The organism is Paraburkholderia bannensis NBRC 103871 (genome assembly GCF_000685015.1).
GTDB lineage: Bacteria > Pseudomonadota > Gammaproteobacteria > Burkholderiales > Burkholderiaceae > Paraburkholderia > Paraburkholderia bannensis.
In genome coordinates, this window is sequence record NZ_BAYA01000014.1 from 68,131 (window position 1) to 85,085 (window position 16,955).

Here is a 16,955-nt window from a genome sequence, read left to right on the forward strand (position 1 = left end):
CGATCCCCTCACGATGATTCACCAGGGCGTGACGAGCAGGAAGCGACCATGACCCACTGAACTGATCGCGGCCGCCCCGCAGCTAGCAGTACGAGCGCGGGGCAAACGGTGCCGCATGACCCGATGTCAACCGCAAGGAATCGATCCTTGCATTAAGAGGAATGAATGGCGAGTAACAACGTAGCCCAATTTGCCGCGGAACTGAAGATGCCTGCTGGCGTGCTGCTTGAGCAGCTCCAGGCGGCGGGCGTCACGAAAGCGAGCGAAGCTGACTCCTTGTCCGAAACGGACAAGGCGCGTCTGCTCGACCACTTGCGCAAGTCTCACGGCTCGACTGATGCAGACAAGCGCAAGATCACGCTGACGAAACGGCATACGTCGGAAATCAAGCAGTCCGATTCGACGGGCAAGGCTCGCACCATTCAGGTCGAGGTGCGCAAGAAGCGCACTTTCGTCCGCCGCGACGAATCCGCCGAACAGGCGGAGGCATCGAATCATGCCACCGACGCCGCAGCCGCCGCCGAAGAGGCGGAGCTGCAGCGCCGCGAAGAAGAAGCTCGCCGCGAGGCCGAGCTTCTGGAGCGTCAGGCTCAGGAACTCAAGGAGCGTCAGGAGTTGCTCGCGCGTGAAGAGGCCGAGCGCCGCGAACGCGAGGAAGCAGCCGAGGCGCAACGTCGCCGTGCCGAAGAAGAGGCCGCCAATAAGAAGGCCGCGGCAGATGCCGCTGCGCGCGAACTGGCCGCTCAGGCCGTCGCTGCCCAGCGCAATGCCGAAGCAGAAGCGAAGGAAGTGAAGCAACAGCAAGACGATGACCGCGCCGCCGCCGAGCGCGCCGCGCAGCGCGAAGCCGCGCAGAAGGCCGAAGTAGCCGCGCGTGAAGCCGCCGAAAAGGCGCAGAAAGAACAGGAAGAGATCGCTCGCCGCCGTGCGGCTGCAGAAGCCGAAGCGCGCGCGATCCGCGAAATGATGAACACGCCGCGCAAGGCGCAGGTCAAGGCGGTCGAACCGCCGAAGCCCGTCGAGCCGGCCAAGCCTGCCGAAGCCAAGGGCACGCTGCACAAGCCGGCCCGTCCGGAAGGTGCTGCACGTCCGGCCGCTGGCGCCGCTGGCGCGAAGAAGCCTGCCACCACGGCAGCGCCTTCGACGAGCGCACCGGGTGCTGGCGCGGGCGACCGCAACAAGAAGCCGGGCGCAGGCAAGGGCGGCTGGCAGGACGACGCGTCGAAGCGCCGCGGCATCAAGACGCGTGGCGATTCGTCGGGCGGCGTTGACCGCGGCTGGCGCGGTGGCCCGAAGGGCCGCGGCCGTCACCAGGACAGCGCATCGACGTTCCAGGCGCCGACCGAGCCGATCGTGCGCGAAGTGCACGTGCCGGAAACCATCACGGTGGCTGACCTCGCGCACAAGATGTCCGTGAAGGCGTCGGAAGTCATCAAGGTGATGATGAAGATGGGCCAGATGGTCACCATCAACCAGATGCTGGACCAGGAAACGGCAATGATCATTGTCGAAGAACTGGGCCACCGCGCCGTCGCTGCGAAGCTCGACGATCCGGAAGCGCTGCTGGTCGAAGGCCAGTCCACGGTCACGGACGCCGAGCAACTGCCGCGTCCGCCGGTCGTCACCGTCATGGGTCACGTCGACCACGGCAAGACCTCGCTGCTCGACTACATCCGCCGCGCCAAGGTTGCAGCGGGCGAAGCGGGCGGCATTACGCAGCACATCGGCGCATACCACGTCGATACGCCGCGTGGCGTCATCACGTTCCTCGACACGCCGGGTCACGAGGCCTTCACGGCCATGCGTGCTCGCGGTGCGAAGGCAACCGACATCGTCATCCTGGTGGTCGCAGCCGACGACGGCGTGATGCCGCAGACGAAGGAAGCAATCGCTCACGCGAAGGCTGCGGGTGTGCCGCTCGTCGTGGCGATCAACAAGATCGACAAGCCGGACGCCAATCCGGAGCGCGTCAAGCAGGAACTCGTCGCTGAAGGCGTCGTGCCGGAAGAGTACGGTGGCGATTCGCCGTTCGTGCCGGTGTCGGCCAAGACGGGCGCGGGCATCGACGACCTGCTCGAAAACGTCTCGCTGCAAGCCGAAGTGCTGGAGCTGAAGGCACCGGTCGAAGCGCCGGCCAAGGGTCTCGTCATCGAAGCGAAGCTCGACAAGGGTAAGGGCCCGGTTGCAACGATCCTCGTCCAGTCGGGTACGCTCAACCGTGGCGACGTCGTGCTGGCAGGCAGCGCCTACGGCCGCGTGCGTGCGATGCTCGACGAAACCGGCAAGCCGACCAAGGAAGCTGGCCCGTCGATCCCGGTCGAAATCCAGGGTCTGTCGGAAGTCCCGGGTGCAGGCGAAGAAGTCATCGTCCTGCCGGACGAGCGCAAGGCGCGCGAAATCGCCCTGTTCCGTCAAGGCAAGTTCCGCGACGTGAAGCTGGCGAAGCAGCAGGCTGCGAAGCTCGAAAACATGCTCGAGCAGATGACGGAAGGCGAAGTGCAGAACCTGCCGCTCATCGTCAAGGCAGACGTGCAGGGCTCGCAGGAAGCGCTGGTGCAATCGCTCGTCAAGCTGTCGACCAGCGAAGTGCGCGTGCAGATCGTGCACAGCGCGGTCGGTGCGATCAGCGAGTCGGACGTCAACCTGGCAACGGCTTCGAAGGCAGTCATCATCGGCTTCAACACGCGTGCGGATGCACAGGCGCGTAAGGTTGCCGAAGCGAACGGCATCGACATCCGCTACTACAACATCATCTATGACGCAGTGGATGAGGTGAAGGCGGCAATGTCCGGCATGCTCGCGCCGGAGAAGCGCGAGACGGTGACGGGTATGGCCGAAGTGCGCCAGGTGATCCGCGTGCCGAAGGTTGGTCTGGTCGCGGGTTGTATGGTCACGGACGGTTTCGTCAAGCGTTCGTCGTCGGTACGTGTGATCCGCAACAACGTGGTCATCCATACCGGCGAACTCGACTCGCTCAAGCGCTTCAAGGACGACGTCAAGGAAGTCAAGCAAGGCTTCGAGTGCGGTATGTCGATCAAGAACTTCAGCGACATCGTCGAAGGCGACCAGTTCGAAGTGTTCGAGATCACGGAAGTCGCGCGTACGCTGTAATGCAGCGGCGCACGCGGGCAGGCCTCAAGACCTTGAGGCCGCCGCGGGCTTACCCGAAAAGGGGCGGGGCGGGCGCTAGCCAGCCCCGCCCTTTGTTTTTTGCCCGACAGTTTTTTGTCCGACAGTTTTTTGCGCGGCCGCGCGCGCCGGAATGTCCGGTCATCGATTGCAGCGCGCCGTAACGAATGCCGCCAGAGAGGTGGAATCATCATGCCGAAAAAACGTACTTCCCCGAATCGCAACGTGCAGATCGCCGACCAGATCCAGCGCGATCTTTCCGAACTGATGCGCGAAGTGAAAGACCCGCGCGTGGGTCTCGTGACGATCCAGAGCGTCGAGCTGACGCCGGACTACGCACACGCCAAGGTCTATTTCACGACGCTCACGGGCGATCCGCAGCAGACCCAGGAGGCGCTCAACCACGCCGCGGGCCACCTGCACAACCAGCTCTTCAAGCGCCTGCATATCCATACGGTGCCGACGCTGCATTTCCACTACGACCAGTCGGTCGAGAAGGGCGTGGCCATGTCGCGTCTGATCGACGAAGCGAACGCTTCGCGCGCGAAGGACGACTGATCTCGCCAGCATGACTGCATCATCGAAGAAGAACCCGGGCGAGGCTCGTCCGAAGGTGCCGCGCCGCCTGCTGGACGGCGTGCTGCTGCTGGACAAGCCCGTCGGCCTGTCGAGCAACGATGCGCTGATCCGCGCCAAGCGGCTTTATCGCGTGAAGAAGGCGGGGCATACGGGCACGCTCGATCCGCTCGCTTCGGGCCTGCTGCCGCTGTGCTTCGGCGAGGCGACCAAGTTCTCGCAGGACTTGCTCGAAGCCGACAAGACCTACGAAGCGACCATGCGCCTGGGCATTCGCACGACGACGGGCGACGCCGAAGGCGAAGCGGTCGAGACGCGCGAAGTGACTTGCGACGAAGCCGCCGTGCGCGAAGCGATGGCGCGCTTTCTGGGCGAGATCGTGCAGGTTCCGCCAATGTATTCGGCGCTCAAGCGCGACGGCAAGCCGCTTTATGAGTACGCGCGGGCGGGCCAGACCGTCGAGCGCGAAGGCCGCCAGGTGACGATTCTTGCGCTCGAGATGATCGCCTGCGCGTTGCCCGACGTGACCTTCCGCGTGACGTGCACAAAGGGCACCTATGTGCGCACGCTGGCCGAGGATATCGGCGAGACGCTGGGCTGCGGCGCGCATCTCGTGATGCTGCGTCGCACGGGCGTGGGCGCACTCACGCTCGACCATGCGGTGACGCTCGATGCGCTCACGGCCATGGACGAACCCGCGCGCGATACGTGGCTGCAACCGGTGGACGCGCTGCTTTCGACGTTCCCGCGCGTGACGCTCGACGCCGAATCGGCGCGGCGCTTCACGCATGGTCAGCGCCTGCCGCTCAACGCGCTGGTGCTCGACCGCAACGAGTGCGAGGCCGCCGATCGCGTGCGTGTGTACGACGAAGCCGGCAGGTTGCTGGGTGTGGCGAAGGCCGCGAACGGTGTGCTCGCGCCAGAACGCCTGGTGGTGAGCGCTCCGGTTTGAGCGTACGACGGCGCTAGCCGTCCAGGTCGGCCATAAAAAAACGGCACGCCGGTTTCGAACCGGACGTGCCGTTTTTGTTGGTGCGCTCGATTCGAGCGCACGCTTGACGTCTTTAGTGCGCCGCCGAAGCCGCCGCGCCTGCATCGGCGCTGCCTGCGCGCTCGGGACGCGTAATCCAGATCAGGCCGATCAGCACGATAAAGATCACCGACGAAACCCAGAACAGATCGTTCACGCCAAGCTGGGCAGCCTGCTGCGTCACGAGGCGATCGAACATGCCATGCGCCTGCGACGGGTCGAGCCCCACGGAACTCTGCATCTGCTGCATCGACTGGTTGAACACCGGGTTGGTCGGCGTTGCCTGCTCGGTCAGACGCGCATGATGGAAGATCGTGCGGTGATCCCATGCGGTTTCGAAGATCGAGGTGCCGATGCCGCCGCACATGATCCGCACGAAGTTCGACAGGCCCGAGGCCGCCGGAATGCGGTTACCCGGCAGGCCCGAGAGCGTGATCGAAACCAGCGGAATGAACAGGCCCGCCATGCCGATGCCCTGGATCAGCGTGGGCACCGTGAGCGCCCATGTGTCTACGCCGGTCGTGTACTGCGAGCGCAGCCAGAAGCACAGCGCGAACACCACGAACGCGGTGGTGGCGATATAGCGCGGATCGGTGCGAGGCAGGATCTTGCCCGTGATCGGCGAGAGCAGGATCGCGAAGAAGCCCACGGGCGCCATCACGAGACCCGCATCGGTCGCGGTGTAGCCCAGATCCGTTTGCAGCCACAGCGGCAGCAACACGAGATTGCCGAAGTAAAGGCCGTAGCCCACCGCCAGGGCGATCGTGCCGCCCGTGAAGTTACGCCGCGCGAACAGCGAGAGATCGACGACCGGATGCGCCGCCGTCAACTCCCAGATCACGAAGAAGGCGAACGAAATCACGGCGGTCAGCGCGAGCACGATGATCGTCGTCGACGAGAACCAGTCGAGATCCTTGCCCTTGTCCAGCATGATCTGCAGCGAGCCGACCCAGAGGATCAGCAGGCCAAGACCCACGCCGTCGATGGGCGCCTTGCGGATCACCGAATCGCGGGTGCGGAAGATCATCCACGTGGCGATCGCCGCGACGATGCCCACCGGAATGTTCACGTAGAAGATCCACGGCCAGGAGATGTTGTCCGAGATCCAGCCGCCGAGAATCGGGCCCGCCACCGGCGCGATCAGCGTGGTCATCGACCACATCGATAGCGCCATGGGCGCCTTGGCGCGCGGATAACTTGCGAGCAGGAGCGTCTGCGACAGCGGGATCATCGGGCCCGCCACCGCGCCCTGCAGCACGCGCGCGGCGAGCAGGAAGGGCAGCGTGGGCGCGAGGCCGCACAGCCACGACGAGATCACGAACAGAATGATCGACGCCATGAACAGGCGCACCTGGCCGATGCGCTCGGTGAGCCAGCCCGTGAGCGGCACCGAGATCGCATTGGCCACCGCGAACGAGGTGATGACCCATGTGCCCTGATCGGAGGCGACGCCCAGGTCGCCGGAGATCGACGGGATCGACACGTTCGCAATCGACGTGTCCAGCACGTTCATGAACACCGCGAGCGAGACCGCGATGGTGCCGAACACGAGCTGCGCGCCTTGCAGCGGCGGATGGACGACGGGTTGTTGTGCTGCTGCCATTGAGTGCTTTGTTGTGTGCTGCTAATTGCGGCTTTGATACGTCGCGTCGCTGATATCAGCTTCGCGCAGGCTTGGCCGCGCGCACGTTGGCCGACGAGACCTGCTTCGCGCCCGGGCCTGCGTTTTCCGAGATGATGCGGGCGATTTCCGCATCGGCTTCGTCGCCGTACTTCTCGAACACGTTGGTCTGGTAGACCGTGTTCTGCGCGTTGCCGAGCTGCGTGCCCGTGTCGTCCTTGATGTTCACGTCCACCTGCATCGACAGGCCGATGCGCAGCGGGTGCTTTTCGAGGTCGGCCGGATCGAGCGCGATACGCACCGGCAGGCGCTGCACCACCTTGATCCAGTTACCCGTCGCGTTCTGCGCCGGCAGCAGCGAGAAGGCCGAGCCCGTGCCTGCCGAGAAGCCCACCACCTTGCCGTGGTAGACCACCGACGAACCGTAGACGTCCGCCGTCATGTCGACGGGCTGGCCGATACGCATGTGCTTGAGCTGGACTTCCTTGAAGTTCGCGTCGACCCACACGGCGTTCAGCGGCACCACCGACATCAGCGGCGTACCCGGCGACACGCGCTGGCCCACCTGCACCGAGCGCTTGGCGACATAGCCCGTGACCGGCGCGGGCAGCGTGTTGCGCGCGTTCGTCAGGTAGGCGTCGCGCACCTTGGCGGCGGCGGCCATCACGTTCGGGTGATTGGCGATCGTCGTGTTGGCGGTCAGCGCGCGATTCGCGGCCAGTTGCTGCTGGGCGGCGTCGAGTGCGGCTTCGGCGCTCTTCACGGTGTCGCGTGCGTGCGAGATTTCTTCCTGCGAAACCGCGCCGGTCTGCGCGACCTGCATACGGCGGCGCAGGTCGTCCTGCGCGCGCGAGAGGTCGGCCTGGCGCACGGCCACTTGCGCTTCGTACTGGCTGTCATCGGCAAACAGGCCGCGCACCTGGCGCACGGTCTGGCCGAGGTTGGCTTCGGCCTGCTGGAGCGCGATGCGCGAGTCAGCCGGGTCGAGCTGCACGAGCGGGTCGCCGATCTTGACGGTCTGCGTGTCGTCGGCGTTCACCGCGATCACCGTGCCGGTCACCTGCGGGGTGATCTGCACGACGTTGCCGTTGACGTAGGCGTCGTCGGTGCTTTCCGAGAAGCGCGCGACGAGGAAGTAATAGAGGCCGTAGGCAATGGCTGCAATCACGATCACGAGGACAAGCAGCGTCATCATGCGCTTGCGCTTGCCGTTGTTCGCGTTCGGCTGCGGATTGGCTGCCGGTTGCTGAGGGGTGCTCATGGAAGGATCTCCGGATTCTTGCGTGCTGTTCGTTCAGTTATTGGCTTTTTGCGTGGTTCGCGTGGCTTGCATGCGCTCAGTTCGCGGCCGTGGCAGGCACCGACGAAGCGGGCGCCGTCCACGGCGCATCGCGCCACGGGCCGCCGTTCACGTCGCTCTGGCCTTTTACTTCCTTCGCGTCGCTGCCGACCTGCGACGGCGCCACGAGGTTCACGTCGTGCGCGTTGTGCGCATCGAAACCGCCGCCGAGCGCCTTGATCAGCGCCATCTGCTGGTCGCGGCGCTGGGCCTTGAGGCTCGTCACCGTCTGCTCGGAAGCGAGGCGGTTCTGGTCGGCGTTGAGCACCTGCAACTGCTCCGACAGGCCCGCCTTGTAGCGGATCACCGCGAGCTGGTAGGCCTTGGTCGAAGCATCGAGCGCATTCTGCGCGTCGACCAGTTGCTTGTCGGCCGAGCGGATCGACGACACCGTGGTCGCCACGTCCTGGAGCGCGCCGATCAGCGTCTGGTTGTAGTTCGCCACGTCCAGGTCGAAGTCGGCGTAACGGCCCTTCAACTGCGCACGCAACGCGCCCGCATCGAAGATCGGCAGGTGCACGGCCGGGCCGAACTGCGCCTGGCGGCTCGCGAAGTTGAGGAATTTGCCCCAGCCGAATGCATCGAAACCAAAGCCCGCGGCGAGGTTCACGTCGGGGTAGAACTCAGCCTTCGCTTCCTTGACGTCGTGCATCGCGGCTTCGACCTGCCAGCGCGCGGCGACGATGTCCGGACGGCGCGCCACGAGATCGGCGGGCAGGTTGTCGGGCAGGGCCACTTGCGCGAGCGGATTCAGCACCGGGTTGGCGATCTGCAGCCCACGATCCGGGCCCTTGCCGAGCAGCGCGCCCAGCTGGTAGCGCACGGATTCGATCTGGCCGTCGATCTGCGTGAGGTTTGCCTGGCTCGTGGCGATATTGCCGTTGGCCGTCTGGCGCTCGACGTTGGTGTCGAGGCCCGCCACCACGCGACCGTTCGTGATCGAGCCGATGGTCTTGCGGTTGTCGATTTCGCGCGCGGCGATGTCGCGCAGCGCGTAGAGCTGCGCGAGCTGGTTATACGTGCGCGCAACCGAAGCGGCGAGCGTCACGCGCGCCTGCTCCATATCGGCTTGCGCCGCGCGCTGCTCGGACACGGCCTGCGCGAGGCGCTGACGGTTCTTGCCCCACAAATCCAGATCCCACGACGCGCTGGCGAGCGCATTGTTCTCGCTGAACCAGGTGCCGCCGTACGGAGGCGGGAAGAGCGCGTTGGCCGAATACAGCTCGCGCGTCCACGAATAGCTGGCGCTGACCTTGGGTGCGAGCGCCGACTTCGACGTATCGATATACGACGAGGCCTTGGCGATGCGCGCCTGCGCCTGGGCGATGCTCGGGCTGCCTTCGAGCGCTTCGTCGATCAGCTTCGGCAGTTGCGGGTCGCCGAACTGCTGCGCCCAGTCGAGCGTGGGCCACTGGCCGCCCTGTGCCGGGATGCTCTGCGAGGACTCGAACTGTTGCGGCTGCGCGATGGTCTTGTCGCTCTTGATGCCGAAGTAGTTTGCGCAGCCCGAAAGCGCGAGCGCCGCGACCGCGGTAGCCACCGCTGCTCGACAGGTATGCGCGCGCGCAAACTGGGTTAGGGATGTCATTGCTCGTCTCGTTGCGTGAGAAGGTGAGGTGATACTGGACAGTGCAGCTATTTTCCCGTGCGACGGTTTCAAAATTGCCTGCCTCGTCATCTATTGTTCGTACCGATCTGGCAAAAAATTGACGCCAGCCGGCGCGTCAATCGTCCTGCGACGGCTGGCCTGCTGCCGTGCCGGTGGCGTTGGCGGCATTGGCGTTCTGGTTAGCTTCGCAGCTATTGACCAGAATCCGCCGCAACATGCTCTTCAGGAACCCGACTTCCTCGGGGGTGAAGCCTTTGGAAAGCTCGTCGGTCACGCTCGTGAAGATCGCCGGCATGCGCGCCGCGATGACTTCGCCCTCGGGCGTCAGCGCGAGGCGCACGGCGCGGCGGTCTTCGGAGCTGCGCACGCGCTGCAGGAGGCCGCGCTTTTCGAGCCGGTCGACGAGACGCGTCACGGCGCTGGCGTCGATGCCGTATTCGCGCGCCAGTTCGGCGGCGAGCACGCATTTGCCGCTCGCCACCATGAACAGGACGCTGGCCTGCTGGCTGGTGACGCCAAGCTCCGCCACGGTGCGTTGCGTGACCAGGTTCGACATGGACGAGCGCACGCGGGAAATCAGGTAGCCAACGCTTTCGCCGAGGTCGTAATCACGGATTTCGGGCGGCGGCGTGGGAGTCGGATCCGTCATGGTTCTGCTGCAACTGCAATGGTTGACCAGGCAGGCATTATAGGGTTCGTTAGTTGACGCGGCAAGGTTTATTGTCGCTGGGTCGAGAAACCTTTGCTAAGTAGGGCCTTAATCGCGCAGGCAAGCGCATGAGAAAATCGGGCGGGCAGGGCGGCGCCGCTTTGCGTGGGTGCTGGCGCGGGTGCTGCAAATTTTGCTGGCGCAATCGCGAATACACGATCATGTGACTGATCAAGTCATCATCACGTGCTATAATTTCAGGTTCCCAAAAGTGCGTCATGGTAGCCCTGACGAATCGAGTCGGTTTCGCTGTCCGGAACGACTCGGAATCGACATGGCATCGGCCCGCGACCCAACCCGCCGCAAGCGTCTTCGGAGGCTTCCGGCAGCAGGCTGGGGCGGCGTTCGAGCCCAAGTGTGAGGCCCGCCGTCGAGCCCGCATGACGCACTCAACTGTACCCAGGTTCCTATGTCCCGCGCCCTTCGCAATATCGCCATCATTGCCCACGTCGACCACGGCAAGACCACGCTCGTCGACCAGCTCCTCCGTCAGACCGCCACGTTCCGTGACAACCAGCAGGTCGCTGAGCGCGTGATGGACTCGAACGACATCGAAAAAGAGCGTGGTATCACGATTCTTTCGAAGAACTGCGCGGTCGAGTACGAAGGCACGCACATCAACATCGTCGACACCCCGGGCCACGCCGACTTCGGCGGTGAAGTGGAGCGCGTGCTGTCGATGGTCGACTCGGTGCTGCTGCTCGTCGACGCCGTCGAAGGCCCGATGCCGCAAACGCGCTTCGTGACCAAGAAGGCGCTGGCGCTTGGCCTCAAGCCGATCGTCGTCGTCAACAAGATCGACCGTCCGGGCGCGCGTATCGACTGGGTGATCAACCAGACGTTCGACCTGTTCGACAAGCTCGGCGCGACCGAAGAACAGCTCGATTTCCCGGTGGTCTACGCTTCGGGCCTGAATGGTTACGCTTCGCTGTCGCCGGACGCGCGCGAAGGCGACATGCGTCCCCTGTTCGACGCCGTGCTGAAATACGTGCCGGTTCGCGACGCGGATCCGGAAGGCTCGCTGCAGCTCCAGATCACCTCGCTCGACTACTCGGCGTACGTTGGCCGTATCGGCGTGGGCCGTATCAAGCGTGGCCGCATCAAGCCGGGTCAACCGGTTGCGCTGCGCTTTGGCCCGGAAGGCCAGGTCATGAACCGCAAGATCAACCAGGTGCTGGCGTTCAGCGGCCTGGAGCGCGTGCAGGTCGAATCGGCTGAAGCCGGCGACATCGTGTTGATCAACGGTATCGAAGACATCGGTATCGGCGCGACCATCTGCGCGGTGGACAACCCCGAAGCGCTGCCGATGATCACGGTCGACGAGCCGACGCTCACGATGAACTTCCTCGTGAATTCGTCGCCGCTCGCTGGCAAGGAAGGCAAGTTCGTGACGAGCCGCCAGATCCGCGATCGTCTGACGAAGGAACTGAACCACAACGTCGCGCTGCGCGTGAAGGACACGGGCGACGAAACGACGTTCGAAGTGTCGGGCCGCGGCGAACTGCACCTGACCATCCTGATCGAAAACATGCGCCGTGAAGGCTACGAGCTGGCCGTTTCGCGTCCGCGCGTGGTGCTGCACGAAGTCGACGGCGTGAAGCAGGAGCCGTACGAAATGCTGACCGTTGACGTCGAAGACGCCAACCAGGGCGGCGTGATGGAAGAACTGGGCCGCCGCAAGGGCGAAATGCTCGACATGGCGTCGGATGGCCAGGGCCGTACGCGTCTTGAGTACCGCATTCCGGCACGTGGCCTGATCGGTTTCCAGGGTGAATTCATGACGCTCACGCGCGGCACGGGCCTGATGAGCCACGTGTTCGACGCTTACGGTCCGATCAAGGAAGGCACGCTCGGCGAGCGCCGCAACGGCGTGCTGATCTCGCAGGACGACGGCGCAGCTGTCGCTTACGCACTGTGGAAGCTGCAGGACCGCGGCCGCATGTTCGTGAAGCCGGGCGACGCGCTGTACGAAGGCATGATCATCGGTATCCATAGCCGCGACAACGACCTTGTCGTGAACCCGATCAAGGGCAAGCAGCTGACCAACGTGCGCGCCTCGGGCACCGACGAAGCCGTGCGCCTCGTGCCGCCGATCCAGATGTCGCTCGAGTACGCAGTCGAATTCATCGACGACGACGAACTCGTGGAAGTGACGCCGCAGTCGATCCGTCTGCGCAAGCGCCACCTGAAGGAACATGAGCGTCGCCGCGCAAGCCGCGAAGCCGAATAAGTTTGCTGTCTAGACTTTTTCGCGCACTGCAATGCATGTAAGAAAACAAGAAAGCCGCCGCTGTCTGGGCGGCTTTTTTGCATTCGTTTTACGAGTACCGCGGAGATTGCCCTGCGGTGCCGGAAGAGTCTGTTGCTGATGTTGCAAAGCGCCGCAAAAGCCCCATGTAGTAAGGGTTTGCGTGCGATGTTGTGTCGCATTGCATCTTATGGGGAGTATCACTTATGTGCTATGCTCCGCCGATGCATGATTTAGGTCCTTCCAAGCAGACTTGATTCGCAATCCGCTAAACGGTCAGGCCGTGGCGCGGAAGGTTGAGTAACCCGCTATTTCTCGAGAAACTCGAAGAAAGGTGAGCGTAAATGTCGGAAACGATGAAGCAATTCCAGCTGAACTCCTATCTGTTCGGCGGCAATGCTCCGTATGTCGAAGAGCAATACGAAGCATATCTTGACAACCCTGCGTCCGTTCCGGACCAATGGCGCGAGTACTTTGACGCACTGCAAAACGTGCCGTCATCGAGTGGCTCCGCTGACAGCGATGTCGCTCACGGCCCGATCGTCGAGTCGTTTGCGCAGCGCGCAAAAGCCAATGCATTCGTCCCCAAGGGTGGCGGCGAAGATCTCGCAACGGCTCGCAAGCAGGTCTACGTTCAATCCCTGATCGGCGCATATCGCTTCCTGGGCTCGCAATGGGCCAACCTGGATCCGCTCAAGCGTCGCGAACGCCCGCCTATTCCCGAACTCGAACCTGCGTTCTACGACTTCACCGAAGCCGATATGGACCAGACGTTCAGCGCCACGAACCTGTATTTCGGTTTCGAGCGCGCGACGCTGCGCGAGATCGTCAAGGCACTGCGCGACACGTACTGCGGCACCCTCGGCGCCGAGTACATGTACATCAGCGATCCGGAGCAGAAGCGCTGGTGGAAGGAACGCCTCGAGTCGATCCGCTCGACGCCGAACTTCTCGAACGACAAGAAGAAGCACATCCTGCAGCGCCTCACGGCTGCTGAAGGTCTTGAGCGCTTCCTGCACACCAAGTACGTCGGCCAGAAGCGTTTCTCGCTCGAAGGCGGCGAATCCTTCATCGCTGCGATGGACGAAGTCGTTCGTCACGCTGGCGCGAAGGGCGTGCAGGAAATCGTCATCGGCATGGCCCACCGTGGCCGTCTGAACGTGCTCGTCAATACGCTCGGCAAGATGCCGGCTGACCTGTTCGCTGAATTCGAAGGCAAGCACGTCGACGACCTGCCGGCTGGCGACGTGAAGTACCACAAGGGCTTCTCGTCGGACGTCGCAACCGAAGGCGGCCCGGTTCACCTGTCGCTCGCGTTCAACCCGTCGCACCTTGAAATCGTCAACCCGGTGGTCGAGGGTTCGGCGAAGGCACGTATGGATCGCCGCGGCGATGCAGAAGGCCTGCAGGTGCTGCCGGTGCAGATCCACGGCGACGCGGCCTTCGCAGGCCAGGGCGTCGTGATGGAAACGCTGAACCTCGCGCAAACGCGTGGTTACGGCACGCACGGCACGCTGCACATCGTCATCAACAACCAGATCGGCTTCACGACGTCGGATCCGCGCGATGCGCGCTCGACGCTGTACTGCACCGACGTGGTCAAGATGATCGAAGCGCCGGTGCTGCACGTGAACGGCGACGATCCTGAAGCGGTCGTGCTGGCGATCCAGCTCGCGGTCGACTTCCGCACGCAGTTCCACAAGGATGTCGTCGTCGACATCATCTGCTTCCGCAAGCTCGGCCACAACGAGCAGGACACCCCGGCGGTCACGCAGCCGCTGATGTACAAGACGATCGCGAAGCACCCGGGCACCCGTGCGCTTTACGCAGAAAAGCTCGTGCAGCAGGGCGTCATCACGGCGGAAGACGGCGACAACTACGTCAAGGCGTACCGCGCCGCGATGGACGAAGGCCACCACACGGTCGACCCGGTGCTCTCGAACTACAAGAGCAAGTACGCGGTGGACTGGGTGCCGTTCCTGAACCGCAAGTGGACCGACGCTGCCGACACCGCAGTGCCGCTCGCGGAACTCAAGCGCCTCGCAGAACGCATCACGACGATCCCCGAGAACTTCAAGGTTCACCCGCTGGTCGAGCGCGTCGTCAACGACCGCCGTGCGATGGGCAAGGGCGAAGCGAAGCTCGACTGGGGTATGGGCGAGCATCTCGCGTACGCATCGCTGGTCGCATCGGGCTACTCGGTTCGTCTGACGGGCCAGGACTCGGGCCGCGGCACGTTCACCCACCGCCACGCTGTTCTGCACGACCAGAACCGCGAGCGCTGGAACGACGGCACCTACATTCCGCTGCAAAACATCGGCGAAAACCAGGCGCAGTTCACGGTGATCGACTCGGTGCTGTCGGAAGAAGCAGTGCTGGGCTTCGAATACGGCTACTCGACGGCTGAGCCGAACACGCTCGTCGCGTGGGAAGGCCAGTTCGGCGACTTCGTCAACGGTGCGCAGGTCGTGATCGACCAGTTCATCTCGTCGGGCGAAGTGAAGTGGGGCCGCGTTTCGGGTCTCACGATGCTGCTGCCGCACGGCTACGAAGGCCAGGGTCCGGAGCACTCGTCGGCACGTATCGAGCGTTTCCTGCAGCTGTGCGCCGAGCACAACATGCAGGTCGTTCAGCCGACCACGCCGGCCCAGATCTTCCACGTGCTGCGCCGCCAGATGATCCGTCTGTTCCGCAAGCCGCTGATCATCTTCACGCCGAAGTCGCTGCTGCGTCACAAGGAAGCCGTGTCGGATCTGTCCGAACTCGCGAAGGGCTCGTTCCAGCCGGTCATCGGCGAAGTGGACGAAACCATCGACGCGAAGAAGGTCAAGCGCGTGGTCGCCTGTTCGGGCCGCGTGTACTTCGACCTCGTCGCGCATCGCCGCGAAGCGAAGGCAAACGACGTCGCGATCATCCGTATCGAACAGCTCTATCCGTTCGCTCACAAGCAGTTCGAAGCAGAGCTGAAGAAGTACGACAACGCGACCGAAGTGGTCTGGGTGCAGGACGAGCCGCAGAATCAAGGCCCGTGGTTCTACATCGAGCACCACCTGAAGGAAGGCATGAAGGAAGGCATGAAGCTGGCATACAGCGGTCGTCCTGCTTCGGCCTCGCCGGCTGTTGGCTACTACGCGAAGCACTACGAGCAGCAGAAGGCGCTGATCGAAGGTGCGTTCGGCCGCCTGAAGGGCGCGCAGGTCGCGAAGTAAGCACATTGAGCTAATCGAACCGGGAAAGCGTGCGAACGTACAGCGCGCTTTCCCGCGCTCACGTGCGCGACCCGGTTCGTACCCAGATACGTATTCAGGAACATCAAATGGCTATTGTTGAAGTCAAGGTCCCGCAGTTTTCGGAGTCGGTGTCGGAAGGCACGATGCTGCAGTGGAAGAAGAAGCCGGGCGAAGCGATCGCTCAGGACGAAGTCGTCATCGAGATCGAAACCGACAAGGTCGTGCTCGAAGTCCCCGCACCGGCAGCCGGCGTGCTGGCTGAAATCCTGATCGGCGACGGCGCAACCGTCACGAGCGACCAGGTCATCGCGAAGATCGACACGGAAGCCAAGGCTGGCGCCGCTGCAGCTCCCGCAGCCGCTGCCGCTCCGGCCGCAGCGCCCGCCGCTGCACCGGCAGCTGCTCCGGCCGCTGCTGCTGCATCGACGTCGAGCAGCAACATCGCATCGCCGGCAGCGACCAAGCTGATGGCAGAGAAGGGTCTGGCAGGCGGCGACGTCGCCGGCACGGGCCGCGACGGCCGCATCACCAAGCAGGACGTGCTCGGCGCAGGCGCACCGAAGGCGGCTCCCGCAGCGGCACCGGCTGCTCGCCCGGCTGCTGGCAAGCCCGCGCTGCCGCAAGTCAACGCACCGGCATCGGCTGCGAACTGGCTCAACGACCGTCCGGAACAGCGCGTGCCGATGTCGCGTCTGCGTGCGCGTATCGCCGAGCGTCTGCTTGAGTCGCAGCAAACCAACGCCATCCTCACGACGTTCAACGAAGTGAACATGGCGCCGGTCATGGACCTGCGTAACAAGTACAAGGACAAGTTCGAGAAGGAACATGGCGTGAAGCTCGGCTTCATGTCGTTCTTCGTGAAGGCGGCTGTTCACGCGCTGAAGAAGTTCCCGCTCGTCAACGCGTCGATCGACGGCAACGACATCGTCTACCACGGCTACTTCGACATCGGTATCGCTGTCGGCTCGCCGCGCGGCCTGGTGGTGCCCATCCTGCGCAACGCAGACCAGATGAGCCTCGCCGACATCGAGAAGAAGATCGCCGAATTCGGCCAGAAGGCCAAGGACGGCAAGCTGTCGATCGAAGAAATGACGGGCGGTACGTTCTCGATCTCGAACGGCGGCGTGTTCGGCTCGATGCTGTCGACCCCGATCATCAACCCGCCGCAGTCGGCGATCCTGGGCGTGCACGCGACCAAGGAACGCGCAGTGGTGGAGAACGGCCAGATCGTGATTCGCCCGATGAACTACCTCGCGATGTCGTACGACCACCGCATCATCGACGGCCGCGAAGCCGTCCTGTCGCTGGTCGCAATGAAGGACGCGCTGGAAGATCCGGCTCGCCTGCTGCTCGACCTGTAATTCGCGATGTAGCGCGAGTGGGGCTCACGTCCCGCTCGCGCGTCCAGTCTCACACTGAGCGACGCGCGCGCAGCTTCCGGAAGCCGGAGCCCGCGCGCCGCGC

The 16,955-nt window shown here is 63.9% G+C and carries 10 protein-coding genes; 6 read left to right on the forward strand and 4 right to left on the reverse strand.

The window, feature by feature from the left end; translation table 11 throughout:
* Positions 1-165 precede the first annotated feature (165 nt).
* From infB to truB, 3 genes are all read left to right on the forward strand, one after another.
* On the forward strand, positions 166-3,111 hold the full coding sequence (infB, locus tag BBA01S_RS21425) for a translation initiation factor IF-2 (protein ID WP_027818246.1): 2,946 nt from the start codon (positions 166-168) through the stop codon (positions 3,109-3,111).
* Between the two features lie 210 nt (positions 3,112-3,321).
* Positions 3,322-3,687 (forward strand): 30S ribosome-binding factor RbfA, encoded by a 366-nt coding sequence (rbfA, locus tag BBA01S_RS21430; protein WP_027818247.1) that lies wholly within the window; start codon positions 3,322-3,324, stop codon positions 3,685-3,687.
* Positions 3,688-3,697: 10 nt separating this feature from the next.
* Positions 3,698-4,657, forward strand: a complete 960-nt coding sequence (gene truB, locus BBA01S_RS21435) for a tRNA pseudouridine(55) synthase TruB (protein ID WP_042297648.1) — start codon at positions 3,698-3,700, stop codon at positions 4,655-4,657.
* A 112-nt stretch (positions 4,658-4,769) separates the two neighbouring features.
* On the opposite strand, the gene BBA01S_RS21440 is transcribed toward truB, so the two are convergent.
* The 4 genes from BBA01S_RS21440 to BBA01S_RS21455 all read right to left on the reverse strand — a co-directional run bounded on the left by BBA01S_RS21440 (position 4,770) and on the right by BBA01S_RS21455 (position 9,953).
* Entirely contained in the window at positions 4,770-6,338 is a 1,569-nt protein-coding gene (locus BBA01S_RS21440; protein ID WP_027818249.1) for a DHA2 family efflux MFS transporter permease subunit, read from the reverse strand.
* Positions 6,339-6,393: 55 nt separating this feature from the next.
* The gene (locus BBA01S_RS21445) at positions 6,394-7,617 is read right to left on the reverse strand and encodes an EmrA/EmrK family multidrug efflux transporter periplasmic adaptor subunit (RefSeq protein WP_027818250.1); all 1,224 of its coding nucleotides are present in this window, start codon (positions 7,615-7,617) and stop codon (positions 6,394-6,396) included.
* A 76-nt stretch (positions 7,618-7,693) separates the two neighbouring features.
* Entirely contained in the window at positions 7,694-9,283 is a 1,590-nt protein-coding gene (locus tag BBA01S_RS42100; RefSeq protein ID WP_084162431.1) for an efflux transporter outer membrane subunit, read from the reverse strand.
* A gap of 136 nt (positions 9,284-9,419) precedes the next feature.
* The gene (locus BBA01S_RS21455) at positions 9,420-9,953 is read right to left on the reverse strand and encodes a MarR family winged helix-turn-helix transcriptional regulator (RefSeq protein WP_027818251.1); all 534 of its coding nucleotides are present in this window, start codon (positions 9,951-9,953) and stop codon (positions 9,420-9,422) included.
* A 469-nt stretch (positions 9,954-10,422) separates the two neighbouring features.
* On the opposite strand from BBA01S_RS21455, the gene typA reads away from it, so the two are divergent.
* The 3 genes from typA to odhB all read left to right on the forward strand — a co-directional run bounded on the left by typA (position 10,423) and on the right by odhB (position 16,852).
* Complete coding sequence (gene typA / locus BBA01S_RS21460) at positions 10,423-12,243, forward strand: translational GTPase TypA (RefSeq protein WP_027818252.1); 1,821 nt, start codon at positions 10,423-10,425, stop codon at positions 12,241-12,243.
* A gap of 362 nt (positions 12,244-12,605) precedes the next feature.
* Entirely contained in the window at positions 12,606-15,470 is a 2,865-nt protein-coding gene (locus BBA01S_RS21465; RefSeq protein WP_027818253.1) for a 2-oxoglutarate dehydrogenase E1 component, read from the forward strand.
* Between the two features lie 107 nt (positions 15,471-15,577).
* Entirely contained in the window at positions 15,578-16,852 is a 1,275-nt protein-coding gene (odhB, locus tag BBA01S_RS21470) for a 2-oxoglutarate dehydrogenase complex dihydrolipoyllysine-residue succinyltransferase (protein ID WP_027818254.1), read from the forward strand.
* Positions 16,853-16,955: the final 103 nt, after the last annotated feature.

Bases quoted from the DNA above. Each gene is read 5' to 3' on its own strand.
- BBA01S_RS21465 (WP_027818253.1), top strand. From the start codon at position 12,606: ATGTCGGAAACGATGAAGCAATTCCAGCTGAACTCCTATCTGTTCGGC.
- BBA01S_RS21440 (WP_027818249.1), bottom strand. From the start codon at position 6,338: ATGGCAGCAGCACAACAACCCGTCGTCCATCCGCCGCTGCAAGGCGCG.
- typA (WP_027818252.1), top strand. From the start codon at position 10,423: ATGTCCCGCGCCCTTCGCAATATCGCCATCATTGCCCACGTCGACCAC.
- odhB (WP_027818254.1), top strand. From the start codon at position 15,578: ATGGCTATTGTTGAAGTCAAGGTCCCGCAGTTTTCGGAGTCGGTGTCG.
- truB (WP_042297648.1), top strand. From the start codon at position 3,698: ATGACTGCATCATCGAAGAAGAACCCGGGCGAGGCTCGTCCGAAGGTG.
- BBA01S_RS21455 (WP_027818251.1), bottom strand. From the start codon at position 9,953: ATGACGGATCCGACTCCCACGCCGCCGCCCGAAATCCGTGATTACGAC.
- infB (WP_027818246.1), top strand. From the start codon at position 166: ATGGCGAGTAACAACGTAGCCCAATTTGCCGCGGAACTGAAGATGCCT.
- rbfA (WP_027818247.1), top strand. From the start codon at position 3,322: ATGCCGAAAAAACGTACTTCCCCGAATCGCAACGTGCAGATCGCCGAC.
- BBA01S_RS42100 (WP_084162431.1), bottom strand. From the start codon at position 9,283: ATGACATCCCTAACCCAGTTTGCGCGCGCGCATACCTGTCGAGCAGCG.
- BBA01S_RS21445 (WP_027818250.1), bottom strand. From the start codon at position 7,617: ATGAGCACCCCTCAGCAACCGGCAGCCAATCCGCAGCCGAACGCGAAC.